This is a genomic window from Thermopetrobacter sp. TC1 (assembly GCF_000746275.1).
Classification (GTDB): Bacteria; Pseudomonadota; Alphaproteobacteria; order Rhizobiales; family Aestuariivirgaceae; genus Thermopetrobacter.
Window position 1 is genome coordinate 878,239 of the sequence record NZ_KN050828.1, and the last position, 26,080, is coordinate 904,318.

Consider the following 26,080-nt stretch of genomic DNA (forward strand, 5'->3'; position numbering starts at 1 on the left):
TCCTTGATCGAGGTGACTATACACGTTCGAGATGCGTTCTGCAATCGTTTTTATAGTGATGGTGAAACATTCTTCCAAGGAGAAAGCATGGGAGAAAAATGCCCACGTTTTTTCCTGAGAGTCCAAACGAAAATTCGCCTTTCGCCGAATCTTCATACCACCCACCGCCCCGCGCCCCCACTTAGGCCACCCGATATTATGCTTAACCGAGGTGCTTGGGTGGGGACGCGGGGCTGTTTTGCGAATTACCGGTTGGCCTCTGAGAGGCCGGATGCGTTTGTGGTGTTGGGTGCAGACGATTCCGATAATCACGGGCCCACAGCCCGGCAAGCGCGCGATTTCTGGCACGGCTATGGCGGGAGAGACCGTGTGTCGTCTTGCGCCAGTGATGAGGACGACGCAGGAGATCCCATACGGCGAGCCAGGCCGCGGCGGAAATCATCAGCCAGTAGACGGGCAGGAGAGCGAGCCAGGGGGTGAGATGCCGCTGCCCACTTCGGTGAAGGCCGACCGCGGCCGTGATGATGCCAAGGCCATAGCCACCGGCCAGCACAATCAGGGCGAACAGAGTGAATGGATGCTGCGGGTTGAGCGTGAGAGCGCCATCATGCAGGGCGGAACATACGAGAACGGCAAGACAGATGGGATGCAGCAGGGCAGAGAGGACCCCGGCGCCTATGATGCCATGCAGAACGAAGCAGGCACCCAGGCCGCCCTGCTTGCGCAGCTGTCCAAGTGCGCGCGTGTGAACCAGCCAGGTCTGCAACCAGCCTTTCAGCCAGCGGGCGCGTTGCGCCTTCCATGCGCGCCATGAAATGCAGGCTTCTTCCATGGTGTAAGAAGGTAACATCAAGGCACGCCAGCCAAATCGCGCCAGACGCAGGCCGAGATCGGCATCTTCGGTGACATTACAGGGGTCCCAGCCGCCTGCCGTCTTCAACGCCTCGACTCGGAAATGATTGGACGTGCCGCCCAGTGGGAGGGGCCAGCCGTGTGTTGAGAGCCAGGGCAGGATGACCTCGAAATGTGCAGCATAATCCAGGGCCAGCATGCGGCTGAAAAAGGATTCCTGGGCATTATACCAGCCCAGGCGGGCCTGCAGACAGGCCACGGATGCAGGCGCGGCAGCGAAAGTTTCCGCCGCCAGGCGCAACTGGCGCGGATCGGGAATGTCTTCTGCATCAAAGACGGTCACATAATCCCCCCGAGCGAACTGCAGGGCATAGGTCAGGGCCTTGGGCTTTGTGCGTGGGCCGATGTCCGGCACTGTGATTACTTCAAGCCATGGCGGAAGGATGCGCCTTTGCAAGGCCTCGATCATGGATTGGTCGCTTGCCTCAATGACGAGTTTGGCATCCAGCTTGTCCCGCGGATAATCAAGCGCGGACAAGGCGGCAAGGAGCTGATCGATGACTGCGGTTTCCCGATAGAGCGGGACGAGAACGGTGTAGACGGGCAAAGCCGCATCAGAAAGCGGGATGCGCAGAGGGCGGCGTTGCCGTGTACGCAGGCCCAAAAGGCGGGTGAGTATCACAAAGGCGAAAATGATGGTGGCCAAGGCACTTGCCGCAAGCCAGGTTGTCACAGGGGCGATCAGGCTTAAGGCAAGAAAAGGGATGCCCAGGAAAAGGCAAAGCCGCTTTTGTTGCGGGCTGAGCGTTCGTTCCGCCGTGAGCTGAGGGAAACGTGTTCTCAGAACGCTCAAGGCCTCTGCCGCGAGATCCTTTCCCCATGCGTGAAAAATGGCAGCAAGGAAAAGCGGGCCGGGCACGCGCACAATCCGGCCGGGCCAACTTGGCGTGTTGGATGCATGAGGGGCGGGATAAGGATCATGAACGGATGTGTCGGTTGTGCGTGGATCAAGAAATTTGAGCGCCCATGGAGCGCCGACGATCCAGATCCTCTCTGTTCTTGCACTTCCGCCGATTGTGTTCTGCTCGTGTCTCCTCTCGTAAAGATTGATGGTGCGTGTCCGGCAAACATTCTCACGTAGATGCGGATTGTCTCGCAATGTTGCGACAAGATGTGAGAATTGTGCGTGATGCATGGCCCTGAGGCCATCGATATCCGGAACAAAGGATGCTGGGAAATGGTGAGACCGAGATCCTTCATCATGAAGATGCAACGAGGCGGCCCGGGAAAAAGCGCGCCCGTTCATCTGCCTCCAATCCGAGAAGGGCAGGAGAGGGGTGCGCCAGGTGTCTTGAAGTGTTCCGCGCGACAAAGAATGATTTCTTTTTCTGGAGAATGATGAAGATGACAACGATTGTGATGATGCGGAAGGATAACAAGCCTTTCGTAAGGATTGTGAGGGCATTTCTGTTGTTTCAAGAGAGATTGTCGGGATATCATTTGAAAAATTGATCATATGAGTCTCTTCAAAGTTTTTGAAATCTTCGGGGCGAAGCGGCGGAAATACGTTGTCTGTCAGCCGGTCAATATCTCCGGTTGCCTCGTGAAGTGCCTGTTTCGTGGTGTGGTGTCGCGAAAACGGCAAGGCTGAAAAACGTTGCTCGTGGCTTGGAAAGGGTATGTCATCCTCTTTCCGGGCAGTGCCGTTGACGAAACACGATGATGGACTGGTTCTGAATTTTTCGCGAGTTTCAGCGATGCACAGATCCTTCTCGTGCATGCGTGTCGCATACGCTTTGACGGTACTCACGAACTCCCCCCTGTATCCCCGAAAAGACATCCGATAGGGCGCAAGAAACCCGAAGGGTGCCCCTTTAAAGGCCCGGATGTCGACGCCCTTGGCGTTTCTCTGTCACAGCGCGAAGAAAGGCACTCTCCCCTCGGCAGGCATGTGACAAAGGCAATTTATCGCATAAGTCATGATTCACGACTGCATGCACGCGTCAATATATAAATGAATATATGCGGCATAAATGCGCCGATCATTCGGGTTGCATATGCCCATGCGGCCTGCGTGTTATTTACGCAGTCGGAGCACAGGCAAATGCGAAAGGATCGGCATTTGACCTCGATGTGACAGGCGCATTCTCGTATATGTTGTGAGATGTGGTGATATTCATGATAACGGGGGTATCGTGTTTTTTTCCTGGAATAAAGATCGGATTCCGACAATCGATCTCTATTTCGGCATCCCACTTGTGGATGTTATCGGAAAGAGGGGATGGCGCCGGCATCACGGGCCCCTTCGCCAGCTGGGGCCCTATGTATTCATGGGGAACGGTCGGGCCGTCATTCTGCGCTATGCGACACGGAGGGAACTTCTGCTGCTGGAGCGCCTCGCACCTGAGCGATGCGCCTATGTCATCGATGATGATCTCTTTTCCCTGGATCATGCAGCGGAGCTGCCGGAAGACTACAGACGGCGGCTTTTACGTTTTCGGGAAGAGGTGCTGCCGGACATTCTTGCGCGTGTGGACACGATTTGCGCCCCGAGCGAACGTATTCTGCGTGCATATCGGGGGAAGCGCCTGGTGCAGCTTTTGCCCAGTGCCGTACATGTCTGTGATGATCACGCACATTTTCTGCCCAATAAGGCGGAGGGAAAGGCGGGCATCAATTTAGTTTTTGCCGGGACGAGGAGTCATTTACCGGACCTTGTCATGTATGAAACTGTCTTGTGCAGAATACTCGACACCTTGCCCCATGCGCGGCTGACGCTCTTTCTTGGCCGGCATACGCCGGAAAAACTCAAAAAACATGCGCAAGTCATCGTCTGCTCGCCCAAGCGCTGGCCCCAATACGCCCAGATGCTCAAGCGTGCACGTTTTCATGTCCATCTCGTGTTCAATCAAGCCACAGCCTTCAATTCCGCACGGTCGCAGAACAAGGTCCTGGAAACGGCCGCTTTTGGTGCGGCGGGGATCTATACGCGCACGCCGCCTTTCTCTTCGGTGATTGAAAATGGGGAAAACGGTGTAATGATACCGGTGAATGCCGATGCAGCGGAAAAATATCTCATGGAAGTGCTCAGCGATAGGGAGCGCTTGCAGCGCCTTGCCATGAAGGGAGCGGACCTGGCGCGCAGGCTTGATGGACGTGCAAAGGCGCGGCGTTTCTGGCTTGAATTTTTCGGTATCGCCGAAACCGACATGAAAGGCTCAGGATGAAAGCGGAAGGTCCCTGCCGAGACTTCGGTAAAGCGCCATTCTCCGTTTGGCAATTCGTTTCAGAAAATCCTTTTCTTTGGACTTGAACCTGTCACGGAAGATCAGATTCTCCTCATTGCCGACCTTGCAATGCATGGGAATTGCCGGCTTGCAGGAGTTTGTATCGATGTCAAGCCAGCGTGCGAAAGTCCGAACCACTTCCTGGGGCGGGATCGTAACGAGCTGTTCATAGTCGAGAATATGCGGGGTGAGTTTGTTTCTCTTGATGAAGCGCAGCAGTCGCTCCTCCTGGTGCAGGATATGGAGGAGCCAATGCCGGATGCGATCGGCATCGTATGTAACGGATCGTATTTCAGGCGATGGAGGAGAAGGCGTCTTTCCGTCCTTGCGGATATGAAACACTCCGGTTTCTGTCGCTTTGTAGAGAGAAATGGCCTGCAGGAGAATATCGCGACGATAAAGCAGCACAGGCGTCAGGTTTTTGGGCCAGAAGGTGATGAAGTCCTTTTCCCGTCCCAACCGTTCAATTTGTTCGATGGTGCATTCCGCTCCGAAAACGCCGTTTTCGGTTTTTCGAAGACGTAGAAGTGCCTGGATATAATCGGGCAGTGTCGGCGCGCCGAGATTGCGCATGACCTTGCCCATCCAGGCCGGATTGAACCACTCCTGAGGGTTGCCAAAGCAGCCTGTGGAAGCAAGGAGTTCGGTGAGATAACTGCTGCCGGAACGGGGCGTGAAAAAAATCAGATAACTCCTGTCTGCCGCACGAACATCCCGGAGAGATTTCCTGAAAAAAGAAAAAGGCTTCTGCCACGCTGGCTCGGAAAAGGCTTTGCCGTTGAGCGCGTTTGCCCGGCTGGTTAGATCGTCCAACCATTCCATGACGGTTGGCAGGATACGATCGGGCGCATTGCGCCAAGCAAGCGGGAGATGCAGGGCGTGCTCCAGCCCCCGGGTGCGGGTGGCCATGGCGCCAATGTCGAAGGTGACGATGGGAAGGCCGCTTTCCAGGGCGTGAGAGAGCGTGAAGCTATAGGTTTCCGGCCATACCGAGGGGAGAAAGATGCAATCCGGGTGATGCTGCACGATAAGCGTCTGGAGTTTTGCGTCATCATACGGGCCGGTGATGGTGACTCCCAGCTTTTCCAAGACCTTGTCATGGCGCGTGTGGCCGATGACCATCAATTCGATGGGGAGGTGTTTCTTACGGATGAAACGTGCGCAGCGGCGCAGGACCTCAAAGCCTTTCGTATAGCCGATGGCGCCGAGAACGGCGATGCGCATGGGAGCGTTCTTTTTGGATGGGTTTTTTATGCGGATTTTCCCGGTGATCGGCGGGTGATTGGGGGAGCAGGAGACCGGAACATCCGGAAACCAGTGCTCAAGACGCCGCATGACGTCCACGTTGGGGACATGGACTTCTTCGGCCTTGAGGAGAAAAGTCTTCCACATCTTGCGCCAGCGCTCGATACGGGGCCGGCCAAATTCCGAGCCGTACCGCCACAGGCAGATGTGGCAGCCCAGTCGCTCTCCGTCCTCGCAATAAATACCCTTGGGCAGAGTAAGGGTGACCCGGGGACATACAGGCAAATAGTCATGAACGGCAAACACATAGGGGAGAGAGGCTTCCTCGCTGAAACGCATCAGAACCTCTGGCGCATTCGCGCCGAGATCAATCGTGTGATGAATGATCAGTTCCCTTGCTTTCAATTCGCGCAAGATTGAGGCGAGCTTTCGTCTGTCGCCGCCGTCCTGGAGATCGAATGGGCCGAGATTGCGCATCGGTCCCGTATGCATGTGCCCCAATCGCAACAACGTACGCCCTTTATCTCCCGGAACGGGCAAAAGCCTGAATGCGCCTTCGTTTCTTTTTATACGTTCAAGGACGTCCTTCTTTGCGGCCACTTCTGTGCCGCCACCACGGGAATGTGAGAGAAGGACAACATTGTAAGACCGGCGCTGACGGCGCAGGCGGGCCTCATCGAGCACTTCACGACAGGGGCGGAGAGGATCACGTTTCACGAAATCGCGGATGAGCGCATCGTAGCCTGGGTATTTTCTGTTCAGAATTTTGAGGTGTTCCCGTATCAGTCGTTTCTTTTCCTCGCCAAAGGAGGCTCCTCCGTCGTGCCTGACGAAGACGAATGGTGCAGCAACATGAACGAAACCGAGGCGGGATGCGCGGAGGCAGAAATCATTTTCTTCGCCATAGCCGCGGCCGAACACAGTTTCATTGAACAGGCCCGTCTTTCGCAGGGCCTCACGCCGGATATACATGCAAAAGCCAACGGCTGTCGGGATTTCCACCACATGACCGGAAAACAATCGTGCAGCAAGGCGATCGAGGTCCCGGGCGGATATGTCGGGGGGAGGGGGGCCACCCTCCGGATAGCAGGGATAGCTGAGGATTGTGCCGTTATTGGTCAGAGGGGTGACCGTGGCAATGTTTTCCTTCAGATATGCAGCCTGGCGAAGGCGATCCAGCCAGTCATTGTAGACTTCCGTATCCGAATTGAGCAGAACGACGTCGCGATTGGCTGAATAACGCATGCCTTTATTGGCGCTGTGAACAAACCCACGGTTTTGTTCATTGCGCAGCAAAGTGAATCCCAATTGATCGGCGAGGCGATCCAGAACCCGGGAAAGCTGCCGGTCAGTGCTGGCATCGTCAATGACGATAACCCGAAAGGGGGTTTTGCATCTGGCAGCAAGAAGGGAGGCAAGACAGCGGACGACATGTTCCATGCCGTTGTAAACGGGGATGATGATATCAACGATGGCCCCGGCCGGGTCGGGCAACCTCCTGTGGCTTGCAAGAAGTGAATTCAGGCCAGATGGAGCCTTTATCGAAGACATAACCACCCTTCGTTTCGTCAATTGATTTGCAGCAACAAGGGGCGCCGTATTCTTTCCATGACAAGGCCAAAGATTGTACAAATGAGAGCAAATGCCAGAAGATAAGTCTTGTTTAAGGTCTGCGTATCATAGCCATAATAAATAGAATATCTGAACCATTCTATTGCATGCACTAGAGGATTCCAGTAAAGAACATCTCGAATTTCCTGTGGAAGGTACTCTATGGGAAAGAAAATCCCCGATATGAAAAACAGCGTTCTTGCAATCATGCCATCTATAATCGCCCAACTCTTGAACATACTGCGCAGGATCATGCCTGTCGCCCCGAGGCCAAAACCGAGAAGAAAAGTCGCGCCCAGGGCTGCAAACATTTCGACCGGATGGGCTGGAAAATTGGCCGCGCCCATCCAGATGAACGTCGGATAGAAAATGATGAGAGCCGCAAGCTGGAACATGCTCTCCAGAATGGCGCGAGCGATGAGAGTATCGACAGGGCGGACGACGGGATAACTGAGCAGGGCCTTGTTCGCATCCAGAGCCGCGGAGACGCGTGTGTGGAGTGTTCTGTAGAGCGTGAAGGGAAACATGCCGGTGAACATGTAGAAGATGACACTGTCACCGTAGGGGGCGGGCCTGCCAAGATATAGCCAGATGAATCCGAGAAACGTCGTTCCCCAAAGCACCTCCATGATGATGAGGAAGTGTCCAAAACGGAACGGTCCGAGCCTGAGCGAGGCCTCGCGCAGAAGCAGGGCAGTTATGACGCGGGCCTGTTCGACGAAGGACTGCCAGATCGTTTTGCGTGGCAGGAGCGATACCGGCATGGCTCAGATCCTGTCCAGGATCGACTGGAACATCACGACGCTCAGGGCCCAAAGCAATGTGAGAGCCAAAAAGACAAAGAACGTGTTTCTCAGACGCTTGGGAAAGCGGGCCTCGTCTGGAACATAGGGGCGCACGAATGTGGCCAGGTATCGCTGTTGCTTATTGGCGATCAGGCGTGCCTGTTCCAGGCCCGAAAGTGCCGAGAGATAAAGTTTTTCGGCGAACTCCTTGTCCACAAGAAGTTCCTCATATTCGGAAAGGGTCTCACTGAGGGGGGTGTTCATGCCAGGGCTCTTGGCTTTTGAATCCTTGTTTTTCAGGGCGTTCCCCAGCTTCTTTTTTTCATCCTCGATCTGTTTCATGACTGCCTTGATCCGGTTGCGCAAGAAAATCACCGTGGGCGCGTTTCTGGAAAGATAGTTTCTCGTCTCAGCAAGCTTGGCCTTGAGATGGGCAAGCTGCTCCTCAAGCTTGCCGATGAGAGCAACTTGCACTTCAGCCTGTTTGGCCGGGTCCACCTGCTGGGTGGTGCTTCTGAACTTCAGCATCTTCTGTCGGATTTCCCTGATGCGTTCTTCTGCCTTGGCCACTTCCTTCTCTGCGTAAGCAACCGCATCCTGTCTGGCACGCTCGCTGAGTTCGTTGATCATTCTTTCACTTTCTTCAAGTATAGCCTTTGAAATTTCGTAGGCGTCGCGCGCAGAAAAGGCAAAAACTTTTATGGTTATTATGTGAGAAATTCGATCAAGGTCTACTTGTGTCATATATTTCCAGTATCTCAAGAATTCTTCAAAGGTTGAGTCTTTGGGTAGTGCTGCCCATAAGTCATTTTTTGGCTTCATGTATCTTTCTTTTATGTGATATTTTTTTTCAATATTTGTCAGTATTTCCCTGCTGTGAATATATTCCCTAATGATGTATGTATCGCTTGTTGCGATGCCGCCGCCGCCAAGGCCGAGATTAGAAAGCAGGCTGTTTCCCAGGGAAACGTTCATGTCCCTTACGGCGAAGCGGGTTTCCACCATGTATTGGTCCGCCGCAATGAAAGCGTAATAAAGGGCTACAAGTGTGGTGGGCAGGATCACGAACAGAAAATACGACCACGCGACATAGGTCTTCTTCCGGCCGGATCGCTTTGCGGATCTGTCGGGGGCTGCCTTGGCCGCCTCCATAAGAAGTTCCTGGGGTTTCTTGGCGAATGGCGCCGGAATCACCTTTCTTTTTTCGTTGGACATGCCCCCGGTCCCGTTTGGTTGTGCCATGCTTCGTCGCGACCGGAACTAGACTAACACATGAGAACACTCTACAAAAGGGACGGGGCTCAACCAGTGCAAGCGCTCGCCTTGCGTGCTTTTCGGTGTTTTGTCTCATGCTGCAAGAAAAGCTCCTCAACGTCCGCCTCGAAGGTGTGACGAAAAAATACAAATTGAGAAACGGGGAGAAGATCGTCCTTGATGACATCACCTTCGATTTTCCAAAGGGGCGCAGCATTGCCATTCTCGGGCTGAATGGAGCCGGCAAATCCACGCTGATCCGCCTCATGGCAGGCGCTGAAGAGCCCACAGCCGGCACGATTACCCGATATGTGCGTCTCTCCTGGCCGCTGGGATTTTCGGGTGGTCTGGCCGGCAGCATGACGGGAAAGGAGAACGCCCGCTTCGTGGCGCGGATCTATGGGCAGGACGTGCAGGAGGTGGAGGAATTCGTCAGGGACTTTGCCGAAATCGGTGAGCATTACAACATGCCGGTGAAAACCTATTCATCGGGCATGCGGGCGCGTCTGGCCTTCGGCCTGTCCATGGCCATCGATTTCGACTGTTATCTGGTGGACGAAATCCTCTCCGTGGGTGATGCGGTGTTCAGAAAAAAATGCCAGGATGTTTTCTCGAGCAAATTGAAAAATGCCGATATCATCATGGTGGCACACTCGGCAAGCATCCTTGAACGGTATTGCGATTCCGCCGCAATCCTGCTGAACGGCCGGCTCATTTATTTCAAGGATATCAAGGAGGCCATCAAGGAATACAACGCCTATATCAAGTCGCAAAGCACGCCTGCCTGATAATGAAAAGAGCGCATCATCCGTCGGAATGATGCGCTCCCTGTGAAAGACTGTGAAACCGATCAGGAGGAGGTGCAGACCTTAAAATTCTTCCTTCGGTTCCAGAATCTGGCGGCCGCGATACATCCCCGTCTTGAGGTCGATGTGGTGCGGACGGCGCAGCTCGCCCGTCTGCTTGTCCTCGACATAGGTGATGATTTCCTTGCGATGGCCGCCGCGGCGCTTGCCGATCTTGGAGCGGGTGACCTTTTTCTTCGGAACTGCCATCGTTTCGTCTCCAGAAAGTCGCCGAACCCTCGGATAAAACGCAAGACCGCGCGCCCCTTTGCCGGGAGCGCGCAGGTGCGGTTCAGGCGTGCCTTATAGGGCATTCCCGCAGGCGTTTCCAGAAAAAAATATTTGTACGCCCCTCATGGCGCCTCTTGCGCCGCAATCGTGGCATGCCTACCCTTGAACCAAGCTCTCCGGGGTGCCTCCTTGAGAGGCTGAGAGGCATCCGTGTGCATGTCATGCAAGGGATGCCAACCCGTGGAACCTGATCCGGGTCATGCCGGCGGAGGGAGTGGAGCGTATGGAGCGTCCTTCTGATCAGCAAAGCGCCCCATTTGTTCCCACCACCTTTGGGGCGCGTTGCGCACTGGCCAAGCACTCCGGGCCGGGTGTGTCTTCTCCCGCTTCTCCCGAAGCCGCATAAATCAAGGAGATTGTCACATGCGCGGAATGCGGCTTGTCGGAATTGCTCTTGTGCTCGTGGTCTTCATGCTCTCGGGCGTTGTGCCCGGTGCCTGGCTTTCAAAGGCACAGGCCAAGGAGCGGCCCCGCCTGACGATCTATACCTATGACAGCTTCGTGCAGTCCTGGGGGCCGGGCGCGGCAATCAAGAAGGCCTTCGAGCAGGTTTGTGACTGCGCGGTGCATTTCGTGGCGCTGGGTGATGGGGTGGCCATTCTCAACCGCCTGCGCATGGAAGGCAAGCGCACCAAGGCTGATGTGATCCTGGGCGTGGATACGAACATCATGGTGGAGGCGAAGGCCACGGGATTGCTGGCACCGCACGGGACGGACCTTTCCGCTCTCAAATTGCCCGTGGCCTGGACCGATGACGTGTTCGTTCCCTATGACTGGGCGCATTTCGCCGTCATTTACGACAGCGAAAAGATCAAGAATCCGCCACAGAGCCTGAAGGCGCTGGTGGAAGGACCGGAAAGCGAGAAGATCATTCTCGAGGATCCGCGCACTTCTACACCGGGGCTTGGTTTTCTGCTGTGGATGAAGGCGGTTTACGGGGATAGGGCGCCTGAGGCCTGGCGCCGTCTGAAACGGCGGGTGCTGACGGTCACGCCGGGCTGGTCGGAGGCCTATGGTCTGTTTCTGAAGGGCGAGGCGCCCTTGGTCCTGTCCTATGTCACCTCGCCCGCCTATCACATGATCGAGGAGAAAACAGACCGCTATCGGGCAGCAAAATTCGCCGAGGGGCATTATTTGCAGATCGAGCTGGCGGCGGCGGTCAAAGGCAGGAACGAGGCGCTGGCGCGGCGTTTTCTGGCTTTCATGCTCACGCCGGCCTTTCAGGATCACATTCCCACCCGGAACTGGATGTTTCCCGCGGCGCCGATATCGAAACCGCTGCCAGAGGCCTTCCGAAAGCTGGTGAAGCCGGAGCGTACGCTGCTGCTCTCGCCTGAAGAGGTGGCTGCCAACCGCAAGGCCTGGATCGCGGAATGGCTGCGGGCGATGAGCGATTAGGCCGGATTGGTGATGTCGCGCAGGCTTTTCGCAGCAGGAAGCGGTGATGTGCCGGTGACTGAGCCGGTATGCCGGAAGGTGCCTTTTTGGCGCAGTACCCGCAAGGGGCTGACGTTTCTCGGGCTGGCGCTTTTGCTCATGCCCGTGATTCTGGCTCTTGCCGGGCTGGCCGTTTTCGCACCGCCGGGTGTGCGGGATTTCATGGAAACGTTGCGTGATGCCTATGTCTGGCATGTGGTGGGGTTCACCTTTCTGCAGGCGCTATTGTCCACGCTGCTGTCTCTGATGGGCGGCCTGCTGCTGGCGCGCAGCCTGTTCCGCCGTGGTGCGTTTGCCGGGCGGGTGTGGCTTGAAAGGCTCATGCTGTTGCCCATGGTGCTGCCGCAGATCGTGGTGGTTCTCGGGTTTCTCGCGGTGTGGGGGCGGCAGGGCTGGATTCGCCACCTGATTTACCTGGCCGGTGTCGATACGGATGTGTCCATCTATGGCCTGACCGGCATTCTCATGGCGCATGCCTTCTATAATGTGCCGCTGGCGGCGCGGCTCTTGCTGGCCCGGCTGGAAGGTGTGCCGGGAGAATACTGGCGGCTGGCAGCGCAACTGGGCATGCCGCCGCTGCGGGTTTTCACGCTGGTGGAGTGGCCGGCGATGCGAACGGTGCTGCCTGGAGTGGGCGTGCTGATCTTCATGCTGTGCGCAACGAGTTTCACCGTGGTTCTCATCCTCGGAGGCGGGCCGGCGGCCACAACCCTAGAAGTGGCAATCTATCAGGCGCTGCGGTTCGATTTCATGCCAGAGCGGGCCATGGTGCTCTCTTTGTTGCAGCTCATGCTGATGGCGGCCGTTCATATCATTCTGCGATATTTCGGGGCGCCGGAGCAGGGCGAAGCGGGCAGCTTTCGCCGGGATGTGCGGCATCCCTTTGCATACAGGGCTGGCGCGCGGGTTTGGGATGTGGCGGTCATCACGATGGCGGCGCTCTATCTCATCCTGCCTTTGGCGGCGGTGATCATCGATGGTGTTGCCGCATTCTCCACAACGGTGCTTCTCCGGGAGGAGGTCATGGATGCGGTGCTGACATCCCTGAGCGTTTCCGTGGCGGCGGCGCATTTTGCTCTTTTCGTTGTTTTTCTCATGCTGGCCTATCTCCATCATCCCAGAGGGATCCTGCCGGATGACGGCTGGACGCGATTTTCCGATGCGATCGCCAGTCTCGTTCTTGTGGTGCCGGTGGTGACATTGGCGGCGGGCTGGTTTTTGCTGCTGCTGGTTTTCGATGCGGTGGAGCTGATGGCGCCTGTGGTGGTCATCGTGCTCAATGCCATTATGGTGCTGCCTTTCGTCTGGCGTGTGCTCAATCCGGCAGCGCGGATGGTGCAGGACAGAAACGGGCGTCTGACCGTGCAACTCGCCATGGGCTGGCGGGCGCGGGTGCGCCTTGTGGACTGGCCGCTCCTGAAAAAGGCGGTGGGGCTGGCCATTGCTCTGGCCATGGCCATGTCGGTGGGCGATCTCGGCAGCATCGCCCTGTTCGGTTCGGAATCATTTCACACGCTGCCGTGGCTGATCTATCGGGCGCTTGGCAGTTATCGCTCTGATGAGGCGGCGAGTTTGTCGCTTTTACTGTTGATTATGGTGGGAGGTTTCCTGAGCGTGGCCGGGCTGTTCGAAACATCAGCGGAAGGCAGGAAAGGGACTGTGCCGGCGGTGAAGCGCTGATGCGCGCGGCAATCTCATGAACAGGATGCCATTCATGGCGGAAACGCAAGAGAACGGGCAGGTCAAGTCACTCAAGCTGGGGGAGGGGCATGTCATCACCCTGCGGATCGAGCCGCCGATCATGCACGGTGATGAGGGCGAAAGGCGGGCTGTGAAAGGGTTGTCCATCCGTCTTGCGCAGACGTGCGTGCACTGGAGCGGGGATGTGCGCCTGTGCTATGATCTTGATATTCCGGCGGGGAGCTTCGTGACCATCACGGGGCCCTCCGGTGCGGGAAAGAGCACGCTGCTAGAGCTCATCGCCGGGTTTATCACACCGGAATGCGGACGGGTATTTATCGGCGAAGAGGATGTCACCTGCCTGCCGCCGGGAGAGCGGCCGGTGAGCATGCTGTTTCAGGACAACAACCTTTTTGCGCATCTCGATGCGTTCACCAACGCCGGCCTGGGGCTCAATCCCACCGGGCGCTTTTCCGCCGAAGAGCGGGAGAAAATTTATCAGGTCTTCAAGCAGCTTGGCCTTTCGGGGCTTGAAAAGCGCCTGCCGGCACAGCTCTCGGGCGGGCAGCGCCAGCGCGTGGCGCTGGCCCGCATCCTCTTGCGCGACAGTCCCGTCATCCTGCTCGATGAGCCTTATACCGGGCTGGATGATCAGTTGCGCAAAGATCTGGAAAAATGCATCCAGGACATGTGGCAGAAAGACTTTCCGACCATCCTGATGATTGCCCATATGCAGTCGCTCGCGTTGAGTGGCATGACGATGTGAAGGGAGCGGTTGACTTTCCCTGACTTTGGTGGTTGTTGCAGATTTATGCAGTAAGCCGCCCGCCAACACCTTCTCTTCCCGTAGGATCCATCATGCCTGACGATGCCAGGGCCGTTCCTTTTCTGTTGTATGGATTTCAGGACACCATTTTCGATGCCTTGAAGGCAGAGGGTTTCCGGCCCCGTTTATGGGTGCGCCTGGGGGGTGGGCGCTATGATGGAAACCTGCATGATACTCTCCTGATTGAACAGGCGCGTCTCAACCGGTTCGAGCTTGCGGAAAATGCCTGGCAGCCCATCCCTGTGGAGATGTTGGAAAAGGTCAAGAGAGATGCATTCCATTTGTTTTTGAGGAATACCTACAGGAGGAATAGATGCATTTCTCAAAGAAGAAATATAAAATATTATGAGGATGTTTTTGACAGATACGTAAATTATTATCATAAATTGCTTTCTAAGTATAAAATAGAATTTGTCCTCTTTGGAGATGTGCCGCACAAGGGGGCGGATATGGCCCTCTATTTTCTTGCCAGAGAGCTGGGGGTAAGAACATATATAACCTTTTCCGGGCCGACTTTTCTACCGCTGGACACCTTCACAATCGTCGAACGCATTGATGATATCGGATTGTATGAGACTGCCGTTACGAGAGGGGATCTGAAGCCCGACCTGGAGCCAGTGCGCGTGCGGCCTGTCTATATGAATAGATTGCGCAGAAAAACTCATGATGCGGCCAAAAATCTGCTCAAGGCCACGGGAAGCCTGCTCGTTTCCCTGGTCAAGGATGTGAGGAAAAGGCGAAAGACCTCCAAGAGATTTTCGGAAGTCTGCAGATGGCTCAGTCGGCTGGCGTTCATCCATCATGCGCCAAATGTTGGTGAGAAGGCGCGGATCGATGATCTCGTCAAAAAGAAATACGTCTATGTTCCCCTGCACATGGAGCCGGAGATGGTCATTGACGTGCTTGGGGGGAAATATTGTCCGCAGATGCGTTTCGTTGAAAGATTGAGGGAGATTTTTCCGGATAACGTCGCCCTGATTGTCAAGGAAAACCCGGCGCAGAGCTTTTTCGGCAGGGAAAGGCCCTTCTATGAACGCCTCAGGGCGCTAAGGAACGTCCATTACATCAAGGATGATGTCGATACTTTTTTGCTCATGGAAAACGCACTGGCCGTGGCCGCCGTGCTCGGCACGGCCGGATGGGAGGCGCTCAAGCTGGGAAAGCCGGTGATCTGTGGCGGCTATGCTTGGTACCGGGGGGTGACTGGGGTATTCAGTGCGGATGATGTGACATATAAAGATATTGAGAATTATACATTTTCCCGGGAGGCTTTCGAAAGGGACGCGCAAAGGATCGCCGGGTTTTACACGCGGGGGCTTCCCGTTGACACGGAAGCATACACTCTCTACCTAGACGAATTCGATCCTCGCGCAAATGCCAGGCAGGTCGCCGCGGTGATCAAGAATTCTCTTTCTCAGCGGAGGTAAGTCCATGTTCAATGGAAAGAACATTCTCATTACCGGAGGAACCGGTTCTTTTGGGAATGCCTTTTGCAAATATCTTATTGAAAATTACAAACCTAACAAGATCATCATTTTTTCGCGAGATGAATACAAGCAATATATTATGGCGCAGAAATTTAAGCGGCCGGAATTCAGGTTTTTCATTGGCGATGTCAGGGATCTCAGCCGTCTGAAAATGGCCATGTCCGGGGTGGACATGGTTGTGCACGCCGCGGCTTTGAAACACGTTCCGGCAGCAGAATACAATCCGATCGAATGCATCCACACCAACGTGATGGGCGCGGAGAATGTCATTCGCGCTGCCCTGGAGGAAGGGGTGGAGAAGGTGGTGGCCCTGTCCACGGACAAGGCGGCCAATCCCATCAATCTCTACGGGGCGACAAAACTGGCGTCCGACAAGCTTTTCATCGCTGCCAACAACATGACAGGCAACAGACCGACGCGCTTTTCCGTTGTGCGCTATGGCAATGTCGTGGGCTCCAGGGGGTCGGTGGTGCCGCTGTTCAAGAAGCTGATTGCGCAAGGGGTGGAAAAGTTGCCGGTGACGCATCCGGACATGACCCGCTTCTGGATCAGCCTGCGGCAAGGTGTGGAATTTGTGGTCAAGGCCTTTCATCGCATGCAGGGCGGCGAGATTTTCGTGCCCAAGATTCCTTCGGTGCGGATCGTCGATCTGGCCAAGGCGATGGCGCCGGACAAGGAGATCGAGATCATTGGCATCCGGCCAGGGGAGAAACTTCATGAAGTCATGTGTCCGGCCGATGACTCGCATCTTACGCTGGAATTTGCCGATCACTTCGTGATCACGCCGTCCATTCGCTTTTATGACAAGGAAATCGACTACGGAAAAAACCCGCTTGGAGAGACCGGTTCGCCTGTGGAGATCGGCTTTGAATACAATTCGCGGATCAATCCGCATTTCCTGACCATCGAAGAAATCCGGGCCTTCAACGAGACGGTGGAGATGGAGGAGGCCTGAGACGATGCTGCCCTACGGCCGACAGGAGGTGACCGAGGAGGACATCGCGGCCGTTGTGCGGGTCCTGAAATCGGATTTTCTTACACAGGGGCCGGAAGTTCCCCACTTTGAGAAAGCAGTGGCGGAACGGTGCGGGGCGCGGCATGCCGTGGCGACGAATTCCGGCACGGCTGCGCTGCATGTGGCCTGTCTGGCGCTGGGGCTGGGGCCGGGTGATATCCTGTGGACGACGCCGATCACGTTTGTCGCTTCCGCCAATTGCGGGCTCTATTGCGGCGCGGAGGTGGATTTCGTCGACATTGATCCGGTCACGCGCAACATTTCTCCCGACGCCTTTGCGGAAAAGCTGCAGACAGCCGAGAAGGCGGGGCGTTTGCCGAAGGTTCTGGTGGTTGTGCACTTCGCGGGCCGCAGCGCGGAAATGCGGGAGATCGCGGCGCTGGCGAAGGCGCATGGCATCCGCATCATCGAGGATGCGGCCCATGCCCTGGGAGGCGCATATGAAGGACGGCCGATTGGCTGTTGTGCCTGGTCGGACATCACGACCTTCTCCTTTCATCCGGTCAAGATCATCACCTCCGCGGAAGGGGGAATGGCCCTGACCAATGATGCGGAACTGGCCGAGCGCATGCGCCTTTATCGCACGCATGGCATCACGCGGGATGCGGCTAAACTCATGCATGACGATGCGCCGTGGTATTATGAGCAGCAGGCGCTGGGCATGAACTATCGCATGCCGGACGTGCTGGCCGCCCTGGGGCGCAGCCAGCTTGGGCGTCTGACTCGCTACGTGGATGCCCGTGCCAGGCTGGCGGCGCGCTATGACCAGGCGCTTGCCGATCTGCCCCTGCGCCTGCCGCTGAAGGACGATGCAACGCATCGATCGGCCTGGCATCTCTATGTGGTGGAGCTTGATGACGCGCAGGGCGCGCCTTCCCGTCGTTCCGTATTCGAAAAAATGCGGGCAAGTGGTATCGGGGTTCAGGTGCATTACATCCCTGTGCATCTTCAGCCGCATTATCGGCGTCTGGGATTTGGCCCCGGGCTTTTCCCTGCGGCGGAAAGCTATTATGAAAGGGCCATGAGCCTGCCGCTTTTTCCCACCATGACGGATGCCGATCAGGACCAGGTCATTGATGCCCTGAGGGGGATACTGGGATGAGCAAAACCGTGGTCATCCGCGCAGACGCCTCTTCCCAGATCGGTTCTGGGCATATAATGCGTTGTCTGGCTTTGGCTGATGAATTGAAGATGAGAGGAGCCAAGGTTATTTTCATATCCAGAGAAATTTTGCCTGTATTAAAAGAAAAGATTATTCAAAGTGGACATATGTTACGTTTATTGCCTCCCCCGAGCCAGCCTGGGAGAAATAAAGGCTTTACTTACGCTCATTGGCTTTCAGAGGAAACAGAAATTGATGCCCGGCAAACATTGGGCGTCATTCGCGAATTGGGGGATGTTAACTGGCTAGTTGTTGATCATTATGGAATTGATGCCCGGTGGGAGCGGATTATAAAAGAAAATGTAGAACGCCTTATGGTCATCGATGATATGGCCGACCGTTGTCATGAATGTGATGTTTTGCTTGATCAAACTTTCAATCGCCAAAAAAAAGATTATATAAAATTAGTTCCATTAAATTGTAATCTCTTATTAGGGTCTAAATATGCGTTACTAAGACCGGAATTTGCTCAATGGAGGAAAAAGATTCTTAAAGAACGCCAGTCTAGGAATGGGATATATAAAATTTTAATAAATTTTGGAAGCTTTGATAAGTTTTTTCTAGTAAAGAAAGTAACAAAATTGCTCATTAATGAATTTAATGATGTAGAATTGTATGTGGTTAAGGGGTGCCAGTCTGAAAGAAGATTAAATGTTGAAGAGTTTTTTTCTAATAAAAGGGTTCACCTATATGACTTTAATGTAAACATGGCTTCGTTAATGGCTAAAGTTGATTTAGCTGTTGGTGCTGGTGGAGTTACGTCTTGGGAGAGGTGTGCATTGGGATTGCCATCTATTATTGTGACGTTAGCAAAAAATCAAAAACAAATTGTTAATTCTTTGATATTACAAGAGGCTGCTTTTCAAATAAGTTTGTTTGATGGAGATTTCAGTCAAAAGCTTGTAAAATATATATGGTATTTACGCAATAATAAAATAAAGTATTTGAAAATGGTAAAAAATAGTGCTGCTATTTGTGATGGGAAGGGGGCGATACGCGTAGCAAAATTGCTCATAGGAGGGACGTGTTGTCATGCTAAAGGCACCTAACTGGTGGAAGAAGCCACGTAAGGTTACAATTATAGTGGATAATCCTAGTTGGATTCTACCATATGCAAAGGAACTTGTAAGGCTGGCATGTGAAGGAGGAGATAATGCCTCTTTGGTTCAGGCTTATGAACATGTGCCAAGGGGAGACATAGCATTCTATATCGGATGTTTGAAAATTACACCAAAAGAGGTGTTGCAGCGAAATAAGCGTAATTTAGTAGTACATGAAAGTGACTTGCCTTCCGGTAAGGGGTTTTCCCCTTTGACATGGCAAATATTAGAAGGAAAAAACAATATACCTATATGTTTAATTGAGGCAGTCGATAAAGTTGATTCTGGAGATATAATATACCGTGATGTTATGCATTTTGAGGGGCATGAGTTAATAAATGAAATAAGGCATATTCAAGGGCAGAAAACAATTGAACTGTGCATGCGTTTTCTTCAAGCTGATTTGCCCCCTAAAGGAGTCCCTCAAGCAGGCCAAGAAAGCTTTTATCCTAAAAGAAGACCAAAAGATAGCGAAATAGATATAAATAAGAGTATAAAAGAACAATTTAATCTTTTTAGAGTTGTTGATAATGAAAGGTATCCGGCCTTCTTTTTTATGAATGGGAAAAAATATATATTAAAAATTTATAAAGAGGAAATTTAACGGAGGAAGTTATGTCAATAAAATCACATAATTCTGATAACTATATATATGCATCTTCTGTTCCGTGGGGAATAGAAGTGTTTATGCATCATAGAAAGAGTCTTCCAGGATCATGGTATGTTGTGTGCAGCAAGCAGGATCTAGAAGACGTTTGTGCGGCTCTTAATTACGATATTCGTTTTGCCTTTTTTCCTCATTGGTCATATATTGTGCCTGATCATATAATAAATAAAATTGAATGTGTTTGCTTTCATATGACAGACTTGCCTTTTGGGCGTGGAGGCTCTCCTTTACAAAATTTGATATTGCGTGGACATAAAAAGACTAAGATCTCAGCTTTAAGGATGGTGAAAGAACTTGATGCAGGGCCAATATATCTTAAAAAAGAACTTGATCTTTCAGGTAGTGCATTTGAGATATATAAGAGGGCAACGAGTATATCAATCGACATGATGAAATATATCATATCTAAAGAACCTGATCCCATTCCCCAAAAAGGAACTCCAACTTTTTTCAAGCGACGAAAGCCTGAACAAAGCATATTGCCAAAAATGGGGGAGTTGGAAAATATGTATGATTATATAAGAATGCTAGACGCACCAGGTTATCCACATGCCTTTTTAGAATATGGTGAATTTCAGTTTGAGTTCACTGATGCAGAAATATCTGATAATGAAATTATAGCTAAAGCTATTATTAGAAAGAAAAAAAACAGTTTGGGGGGAGACTCATGACTTCTGTTCTTGTTGTTGCGGCGCATCCAGATGATGAAGTTCTGGGTTGCGGTGGGACGCTCGTTAAGCATGCAGAAGCTGGCGATGCCGTAACATGTGTATTTCTAGCTGATGGCATCACATCGCGTGGAAAAAATAAAGAAATTATAGAACGTAAACGCCAGGCAAGGTGTTCTTCTAAAGTTATAGGTATAAAAAATACAATATTTTTAAATTATACCGACAATAAATTGGATAGTGTCCCTTTATTGGATGTTGTGCAATCACTAGAAAAAATTATTAAAAATGTGGAGCCGGAAATTATTTATACACATCATGGGGGGGATTTAAATGTGGATCACCGTATTGCCCATCAAGCAGTAATGACTGCCTGCCGCCCACAACCGGGGAGCACTGTGCAGGCAATATATGCATTTGAAGTGCCCTCTAGTACAGAATGGGCACCAGTCGGAACTTTACCGGCATTTAATCCAACCCGCTTCATTGACATATCCGAAAATATGAAACAAAAACGGGAAGCGTTAGAATGTTATTCTAAGGAAATACGTTCTTGGCCGCATGCCCGCTCATTTGAAGCGGTAGAGGCGCTTGCTAAGGTGCGTGGCGCCTGCGTAGGATTAGAAGCGGCTGAAGCCTTCATGGTTATCAGGGAAATTGTCAAATGACTGGAACTCCTCTGAAAATTGCAGATCGGATCATCAGCACGACCACTACTCCATTCATGATAGCCGAGATGTCGGGAAATCATAATAAATCTCTGGAACGGGCTTTGGATATTGTTGATGCTGCGGCAAAAGCGGGAGCTGATGCCATCAAATTGCAGACTTACACTGCGGACACCATGACCATCGATCATGATGGACCCGGTTTTGTTGTTGAGGGTGGACTTTGGAATGGGCAACGCCTCTATGAACTTTATCAGGAAGCGCATACGCCATGGGAATGGCATCAGGCCCTGTTCGAAAAAGGGCGAGAGCTGGGCATTGCCGTGTTTTCCACCCCCTTTGATTTCTCGGCCGTGGATTTTCTGGAAAAGCTCGATGCTCCAGCCTACAAGATCGCATCGTTCGAAATTGTCGATCTTCCGCTCATTCGTTACGTGGCCTCGACGGGCAAGCCCATGATCATTTCCACAGGCATGGCGAACGAGCGGGAAATCGCCGAGGCGCTGGAGGCGGCAGACAAGGGCGGCTGCAAGGACGTGATGCTCATGCATTGCGTGAGCGGCTATCCGACCCCGCCGGAGGATGCGAACCTGCGAACCATTCCCGATATGGCTGAACGTTTTGGTGTTCCCGTGGGGCTGTCCGATCATACGCTGGGGACGGCCGTGGCAGTCGCGGCGGTGGCGCTTGGGGCCGTGGCCATTGAGAAGCACTTCACACTTTCACGTGCGGACGGTGGCGTGGATTCGGCCTTTTCCATCGAACCACTCGAGCTTGCGCAATTGAAGCGGGATACGGAAATAGCCTGGAAGGCCCTGGGAAAGGTCGATTACGAACGCAAGGAGAGCGAGAAAAATAATGTGGTGTTCCGGCGGAGCCTTTATGTAGTAAAAGACATGTCGGCGGGCGAAGAATTCACACCGGAGAATGTGCGTTCCATTCGTCCCGGCCATGGACTGCCGCCGAAGTATTATGATGAGATTATTGGGCGGAAGGCAGCGTGTGATATCAGAAGAGGAACACCGCTTGGCTGGGATCTGATAAGCGATGAATGATAATGCTGCAGGAATTCATGTCGCATTGATCCCGGCAAAGGGGGCATCAACCCGATTACCACGCAAGAACCTCCTGCCAATCGGGGGTATTCCGCTTTTTTGTCGTGTGGGCAGGGCGGCACAAGAGGCGGAAATTTTCGATCGTGTTATCGTTTCCACGGAAGATACTGAAATCGCTGAAGTAGCTGAAAGGTGGGGGCTGGACGTTCCGTTTCTCAGGCCTGAAAAATTGGCACATGATCCATATCAAATCTCAGATGTGGCCCTTCACGCTCTTGAAACCTTGGAAGATGAGGGAGAAAAAATTGGCGCCATAACTCTTCTCTTGCCAACATTCCCTTTTCTTGTTTCGCAAGACATGAAGCTTTCCTGGCAGCGCTATCTGGAAAGTAAATCGAGCGTTCTCATTTCCGTCAGTGCCTATCCGCATCCGCCACAAAGGGCACTCGTCAGTGAAGATGGAGTTCATCTCACGCCTTTGAACCACGAGGCCATGGATCGGTCAACCCAATCCTTTCCGCGGGCTTATTATCCCAATGGGGCGGTTACCATTGTCGATGCCGATTTTCTGAGAACGAACCGCTCTTTGCATGGCGGGGAATATGCCTTTTTCGAGATTCCGGCGCTGCGGTCGGTGGATATCGATACGCCTGAAGACTATGAATTTGCCAGTGTGCTCTATGAGGGATTGAAGAAAAAAGGGCTGATCCCTTACTGAGCCTGTCGGGAGCGGAAGGTGTCTCACTTTTTCCGTGCGCGAGTCCTATAACGCAGAACTGCTCATGAATTCTGGCACTCTGCATTAAATTCGTGGTCTGCCGCTCCGGTTGGGCCTTGGCAGGGCGAATTCCGTGCCGAGCAGCAGGATATGTACCCCTCGCGAGGTGTCATTGCCCCGCATGATCGGAAGAAAGAGCTTTCTCCGCCCGGTCAAGCGTTTCTTTCACAGAACCGGATGCGTCGATGGGATGCCAGCGGGGGCCGGGGGTTTCCTTTAGCCAGGCGAGCTGGCGGGCGACGATGGCGGCTGTGGCGTCGGAGGCATCGTGCTTCCGGTTCTCCACCCGCTGATAGAGGATTTCGGGCCTGGCCGTCAACCACAGACCGATGAACGGCACGCCGGCCTCATCGGCAGCGGTCTCGAAGGCCTTTCGTTCTTCTTCCTTGAGAAACACGGCATCGACGATGACCGGCCAGCCGGATGCGAGCACGCGGCGGGCGCGGTCAAGCAGACGGGCGTAAACGCGGCGCGAGACCTCGGACCGGTAACAGGATTCGGGCAGGCGCTGCAATTCGTCATGGCCGCACATGATCTTGCGCTCCACATCAGAACGCAGATGCACCGCCCCCGGCCCCGGCGCCAGCCGCGGCGCCAACTGGCGGGCAAGGGTGGTTTTTCCCGTGCCGGAGAGGCCGGCGACGGCGATGAGCCGGGGCGCGCTCTCCCGGGAGGCATCCTGAGCGGTCTTCAGATAGGCAAGGGCCGTGTCAATGGCCTTCTCGCGGTCAGCGCCCTGTTTCTGATCGGCAAGATCCAGCTGTACCATGCAGCGGATGGCGGCCCTGATGGCGCACATCAGCCCGATGGCGCCCATGGCCTCGTGATGGGCAGGGTCATCCATGAGGGCAAGCCAGGTATTCATCAGCCGATTGGCCGCATCCCGCTCTGATCCGTGCACAAGATCCATGAGCAGGAAGGCAAGATCGTGCAGAACGTCCACGGTGGCCAAAGCCTCATCGAACTCGATGGCATCGAAGAGTTGAGGCCGGCCGTCAATAAGGACGATGTTGCCAAGATGAAGATCGCCATGACAGCGGCGCACCCAGCCTGAGCGGGCGCGGGCATTCAGGCGCGCGGCATGGCGTTTCAGCAGATCGTTGAGGCGGGCAAGGAGTGTTTCCCCTTTATCTGTGAGCACATCCGTGTGCGCGCTGAAGGAGGGATTGAGCTGATCATCAATGGTGGTGGCGAGAATGGCAGCGCCGGAAGGCACCAGGCGCGGCTGGGCGATGCGATGGCTTTCCACGACGGTGCGGGCAAGCGCGCGAATGAGCGCATCGTCCATGCCATGCGCGCGCACATGGTTGGCAAGAATGTCCGCCGTATCGAAGCGGCGCATGCGCACCAGCCATTCGACGGGCTCGCCCTGACCGGAAAGGGCGAGCGTGCCGTCGCTTTCGCGGGTGATGGCATCCAGGCCCAGATAGAGCCGAGGAGAGAAGCGGGCGTTGATCTCCAGCTCCCGGCGGCAGAAACGCCGGCGTCGCTCCAGGGTGGAGAAATCAAGATAGGGCAGACGCACCGCCTTCTTCATCTTGTAGGCAAGACGGCGCCCCAGAAAGACATGGGAGATGTGTGTCTCCACATGTTCGACTTGGGTGGTGCCGTCCGGCCAGTGGGCCGGGTTGAGCATGAAGGCGATCTGGGCGGATTGATCCTCTGTCTGCATGGCCGTTCGCATCGCCAGAAACCGGGGGCTTTTCAAGCCGTATGCCCCTTGCGATGCCCCTTGTGGATGCCTTGCGTATTGTTGCACGTTCAGCGGTGCAGACAAAGGGATACGGAAGGACAAGAACAGGTGTTCCGAGCAACGGCTATCTGATCGGCGCTTGCGTTTGTCAGCTCTTGCGCTGCAATGCCGGCGCACCGGGGCTGGGGAGCGCTTTATTAGACGAAAGTCATGCAAGCGGAAGCTGCGAGAAATGCGCTCCCTTTGATCGATATCAATGCGGTTTGGGCAGGCGCCGTTTAAAGAAAACGCAGTATCGGACAGGAAAGTTGACCACCTGTTCGAATCATCCGGCGAAAGTCGGCAAGCGCGTGATTCAGGAGCGGTGGGGTCTGTCGAGAAAGCCAGCTGTCGCTTCGTTCCCCCCACTTTCCGTGAGAGTCCACCGCTCCTGTTTCCTCTTCGGCCGAACGGCATCCGTGCCGAACTGGGCCGTGCATCCCGCAAGGGGGTGCACGGTCCTTCTGTTTTTTTAACCATGGCCTCGTTTTTGCCAAAGGATGGGGTTGGTGCGCAGCGGCTGCTTGTGGCTTTTTCCTGAAGGTCGAATGTCAGGGGTGGCGTGCCGTTGACGGCATTGGGCGCTTGTGCTTCACATTGGCGTGAAACCATGCACGCAAGACAGGAGGGCTTTCGGGCCGTCGTTGTGCCGCGGGCGGACGGTCATGCCGGTGAAGCCAGGCCGGACGGGAGGGGAACGGGATGAACGTGCACGATACCGGCAGGGTGATCCTGCCGGATTTCCTGAAATCCTGCGAGCGCTGTCCGGCCCGGTTCGGTGGCGTCTGCGACAATATTGACCTGGATGCGCTTGCCGCGCTCAACCGGCTGGCCCATCATCGCACTTATGAGGCGGGTCAGGTCATTTTCTCCGAAAGTGAACAGCCCGATTTCTTCGCCAACATCCTTTCCGGCGCGGTGAAGCTGACAAAATCCCTGGCTGATGGCCGCCAGCAGATCGTTGGCCTGCAGTTTCCGCCGGATTTTCTCGGCCGGGCCTTCGGGCAGTCTCACGCCTGTTTTGCCGAGGCGGCAACGCGGGTGGAGCTGTGCTGCTATCCGGCCGATGCCTTTCAGGCGCTCTTGCAGAAATATCCGGATCTGGAGCACCGGCTCCTGGAAAAAACGCTGGACGAGCTGGACGCGGCGCGGGAGTGGATGGTGCTTTTGGGGCGCAAGACGGCGCGGGAAAAGGTGGCGAGCTTTCTGATGCTGCTGGCCCGCCGCACCAACAAGGCAGCCTGTCCCGCCTGCGCGGAGGAATCTTCGATTACATTCACCATCCCTTTGAAACGTGCGGATATTGCCGATTATCTGGGCCTGACTATCGAGACCGTCTCGCGTCAGATCACGCACTTGCGGCATGAGGGAATCATCGAGACCGGTGCGGCCGGCGAGGTGTTCGTGCCGGACATTGCGGCGCTGCAAGCAGCGGCGGGGCAGACGGAAGGCGCCTGAGCTTCATGTGGCGCGACCATGAGCGATGCGACAGATTTCCGTTTGTCTTGCGCGAAATGCGCATTGCATCGCCATGAGCCATGATCAGCCGCATTTCAAAGTGCGGTCGTATGTGTGGACGCCCGGCCCTTCATGCTTTCGCGGAAAGTGGCCTGCAATTGCAGCGTGTCATGAGGG

At 54.3% G+C, this 26,080-nt stretch carries 22 protein-coding genes and 1 riboswitch; of the genes, 15 read left to right on the forward strand and 7 right to left on the reverse strand.

Annotated elements, in window-relative coordinates:
• Nucleotides 1-202: 202 nt before the first annotated feature.
• On the reverse strand, nucleotides 203-2,632 hold the full coding sequence (locus EK16_RS11930; RefSeq protein ID WP_197059650.1) for a glycosyltransferase: 2,430 nt from the start codon (nucleotides 2,630-2,632) through the stop codon (nucleotides 203-205).
• A 415-nt stretch (nucleotides 2,633-3,047) separates the two neighbouring features.
• On the opposite strand from EK16_RS11930, the gene EK16_RS07655 reads away from it, so the two are divergent.
• Nucleotides 3,048-4,079 carry a glycosyltransferase gene (locus EK16_RS07655; RefSeq protein ID WP_038035672.1) on the forward strand — a complete coding sequence of 344 codons (1,032 nt, stop codon included), beginning with the start codon at nucleotides 3,048-3,050 and terminating at the stop codon, nucleotides 4,077-4,079.
• Here EK16_RS07655 and EK16_RS07660 read toward each other — a convergent pair.
• The 3 genes from EK16_RS07660 to EK16_RS07670 all read right to left on the reverse strand — a co-directional run bounded on the left by EK16_RS07660 (nucleotide 4,071) and on the right by EK16_RS07670 (nucleotide 8,995).
• On the reverse strand, nucleotides 4,071-6,878 hold the full coding sequence (locus EK16_RS07660) for a Stf0 family sulfotransferase (RefSeq protein ID WP_051929072.1): 2,808 nt from the start codon (nucleotides 6,876-6,878) through the stop codon (nucleotides 4,071-4,073). The two genes, EK16_RS07655 and EK16_RS07660, sit on opposite strands and share 9 nt — an antisense overlap.
• 74 nt (nucleotides 6,879-6,952) lie before the next feature.
• On the reverse strand, nucleotides 6,953-7,759 hold the full coding sequence (locus EK16_RS07665; protein WP_038035674.1) for an ABC transporter permease: 807 nt from the start codon (nucleotides 7,757-7,759) through the stop codon (nucleotides 6,953-6,955).
• Between the two features lie 3 nt (nucleotides 7,760-7,762).
• Nucleotides 7,763-8,995: a KpsE/RkpR family capsule polysaccharide export protein gene (locus EK16_RS07670; protein ID WP_156098522.1), complete on the reverse strand. Its 1,233-nt coding sequence runs from the start codon at nucleotides 8,993-8,995 to the stop codon at nucleotides 7,763-7,765.
• Nucleotides 8,996-9,129: 134 nt separating this feature from the next.
• Between EK16_RS07670 and EK16_RS07675 the strand changes: the two genes are divergently transcribed.
• Nucleotides 9,130-9,822 carry an ABC transporter ATP-binding protein gene (locus tag EK16_RS07675; protein ID WP_038035680.1) on the forward strand — a complete coding sequence of 231 codons (693 nt, stop codon included), beginning with the start codon at nucleotides 9,130-9,132 and terminating at the stop codon, nucleotides 9,820-9,822.
• A gap of 81 nt (nucleotides 9,823-9,903) precedes the next feature.
• On the opposite strand, the gene rpmF is transcribed toward EK16_RS07675, so the two are convergent.
• The gene (gene rpmF, locus EK16_RS07680) at nucleotides 9,904-10,089 is read right to left on the reverse strand and encodes a 50S ribosomal protein L32 (protein ID WP_038035682.1); all 186 of its coding nucleotides are present in this window, start codon (nucleotides 10,087-10,089) and stop codon (nucleotides 9,904-9,906) included.
• Between the two features lie 188 nt (nucleotides 10,090-10,277).
• Nucleotides 10,278-10,402, forward strand: a riboswitch (TPP riboswitch).
• Nucleotides 10,403-10,542: 140 nt separating this feature from the next.
• On the opposite strand from rpmF, the gene thiB reads away from it, so the two are divergent.
• On the forward strand, nucleotides 10,543-11,568 hold the full coding sequence (thiB, locus tag EK16_RS07685; RefSeq protein ID WP_197059660.1) for a thiamine ABC transporter substrate binding subunit: 1,026 nt from the start codon (nucleotides 10,543-10,545) through the stop codon (nucleotides 11,566-11,568).
• On the opposite strand, the gene EK16_RS12535 is transcribed toward thiB, so the two are convergent.
• Nucleotides 11,565-11,708 carry a hypothetical protein gene (locus EK16_RS12535; protein ID WP_231573636.1) on the reverse strand — a complete coding sequence of 48 codons (144 nt, stop codon included), beginning with the start codon at nucleotides 11,706-11,708 and terminating at the stop codon, nucleotides 11,565-11,567. The two genes, thiB and EK16_RS12535, sit on opposite strands and share 4 nt — an antisense overlap.
• Here EK16_RS12535 and EK16_RS07690 point away from each other — a divergent pair.
• From EK16_RS07690 to EK16_RS11955, 11 genes are all read left to right on the forward strand, one after another.
• The gene (locus tag EK16_RS07690) at nucleotides 11,707-13,287 is read left to right on the forward strand and encodes an ABC transporter permease family protein (protein WP_231573637.1); all 1,581 of its coding nucleotides are present in this window, start codon (nucleotides 11,707-11,709) and stop codon (nucleotides 13,285-13,287) included. The two genes, EK16_RS12535 and EK16_RS07690, sit on opposite strands and share 2 nt — an antisense overlap.
• Nucleotides 13,288-13,321: 34 nt before the next feature.
• Nucleotides 13,322-14,053 (forward strand): thiamine ABC transporter ATP-binding protein, encoded by a 732-nt coding sequence (locus EK16_RS07695; protein WP_051929074.1) that lies wholly within the window; start codon nucleotides 13,322-13,324, stop codon nucleotides 14,051-14,053.
• Nucleotides 14,054-14,145: 92 nt separating this feature from the next.
• Nucleotides 14,146-15,540, forward strand: a complete 1,395-nt coding sequence (locus EK16_RS07700) for a capsular polysaccharide export protein, LipB/KpsS family (RefSeq protein WP_038035688.1) — start codon at nucleotides 14,146-14,148, stop codon at nucleotides 15,538-15,540.
• A gap of 4 nt (nucleotides 15,541-15,544) precedes the next feature.
• The gene (pseB, locus tag EK16_RS07705; protein ID WP_038035695.1) at nucleotides 15,545-16,555 is read left to right on the forward strand and encodes a UDP-N-acetylglucosamine 4,6-dehydratase (inverting); all 1,011 of its coding nucleotides are present in this window, start codon (nucleotides 15,545-15,547) and stop codon (nucleotides 16,553-16,555) included.
• A 4-nt stretch (nucleotides 16,556-16,559) separates the two neighbouring features.
• Complete coding sequence (gene pseC, locus EK16_RS07710) at nucleotides 16,560-17,717, forward strand: UDP-4-amino-4,6-dideoxy-N-acetyl-beta-L-altrosamine transaminase (RefSeq protein WP_038035697.1); 1,158 nt, start codon at nucleotides 16,560-16,562, stop codon at nucleotides 17,715-17,717.
• Nucleotides 17,714-18,826, forward strand: coding sequence for a UDP-2,4-diacetamido-2,4,6-trideoxy-beta-L-altropyranose hydrolase (gene pseG / locus EK16_RS11935; RefSeq protein WP_081910361.1), 1,113 nt, complete (start codon nucleotides 17,714-17,716; stop codon nucleotides 18,824-18,826). The genes pseC and pseG overlap by 4 nt, the downstream gene beginning before the upstream one ends.
• A complete protein-coding gene (locus EK16_RS11940) occupies nucleotides 18,810-19,481 on the forward strand; it encodes a formyltransferase family protein (protein WP_081910362.1) in 672 nt (223 codons plus the stop codon). The genes pseG and EK16_RS11940 overlap by 17 nt, the downstream gene beginning before the upstream one ends.
• Nucleotides 19,482-19,492: 11 nt before the next feature.
• The gene (locus EK16_RS11945; RefSeq protein ID WP_081910363.1) at nucleotides 19,493-20,215 is read left to right on the forward strand and encodes a formyl transferase; all 723 of its coding nucleotides are present in this window, start codon (nucleotides 19,493-19,495) and stop codon (nucleotides 20,213-20,215) included.
• Nucleotides 20,212-20,880, forward strand: a complete 669-nt coding sequence (locus EK16_RS11950; RefSeq protein ID WP_081910364.1) for a PIG-L deacetylase family protein — start codon at nucleotides 20,212-20,214, stop codon at nucleotides 20,878-20,880. The genes EK16_RS11945 and EK16_RS11950 overlap by 4 nt, the downstream gene beginning before the upstream one ends.
• A complete protein-coding gene (pseI, locus tag EK16_RS07715) occupies nucleotides 20,877-21,935 on the forward strand; it encodes a pseudaminic acid synthase (protein ID WP_051929075.1) in 1,059 nt (352 codons plus the stop codon). Before EK16_RS11950 ends, pseI begins: the two co-directional genes overlap by 4 nt.
• Nucleotides 21,928-22,653, forward strand: a complete 726-nt coding sequence (locus EK16_RS11955) for an acylneuraminate cytidylyltransferase family protein (protein ID WP_081910365.1) — start codon at nucleotides 21,928-21,930, stop codon at nucleotides 22,651-22,653. Before pseI ends, EK16_RS11955 begins: the two co-directional genes overlap by 8 nt.
• A 169-nt stretch (nucleotides 22,654-22,822) precedes the next feature.
• Here EK16_RS11955 and EK16_RS07725 read toward each other — a convergent pair whose 3' ends face one another.
• The gene (locus EK16_RS07725) at nucleotides 22,823-24,385 is read right to left on the reverse strand and encodes a bifunctional aminoglycoside phosphotransferase/ATP-binding protein (RefSeq protein ID WP_038035703.1); all 1,563 of its coding nucleotides are present in this window, start codon (nucleotides 24,383-24,385) and stop codon (nucleotides 22,823-22,825) included.
• A 762-nt stretch (nucleotides 24,386-25,147) separates the two neighbouring features.
• Here EK16_RS07725 and EK16_RS07730 point away from each other — a divergent pair.
• Entirely contained in the window at nucleotides 25,148-25,903 is a 756-nt protein-coding gene (locus EK16_RS07730; RefSeq protein ID WP_051929076.1) for a Crp/Fnr family transcriptional regulator, read from the forward strand.
• Nucleotides 25,904-26,080: the final 177 nt, after the last annotated feature.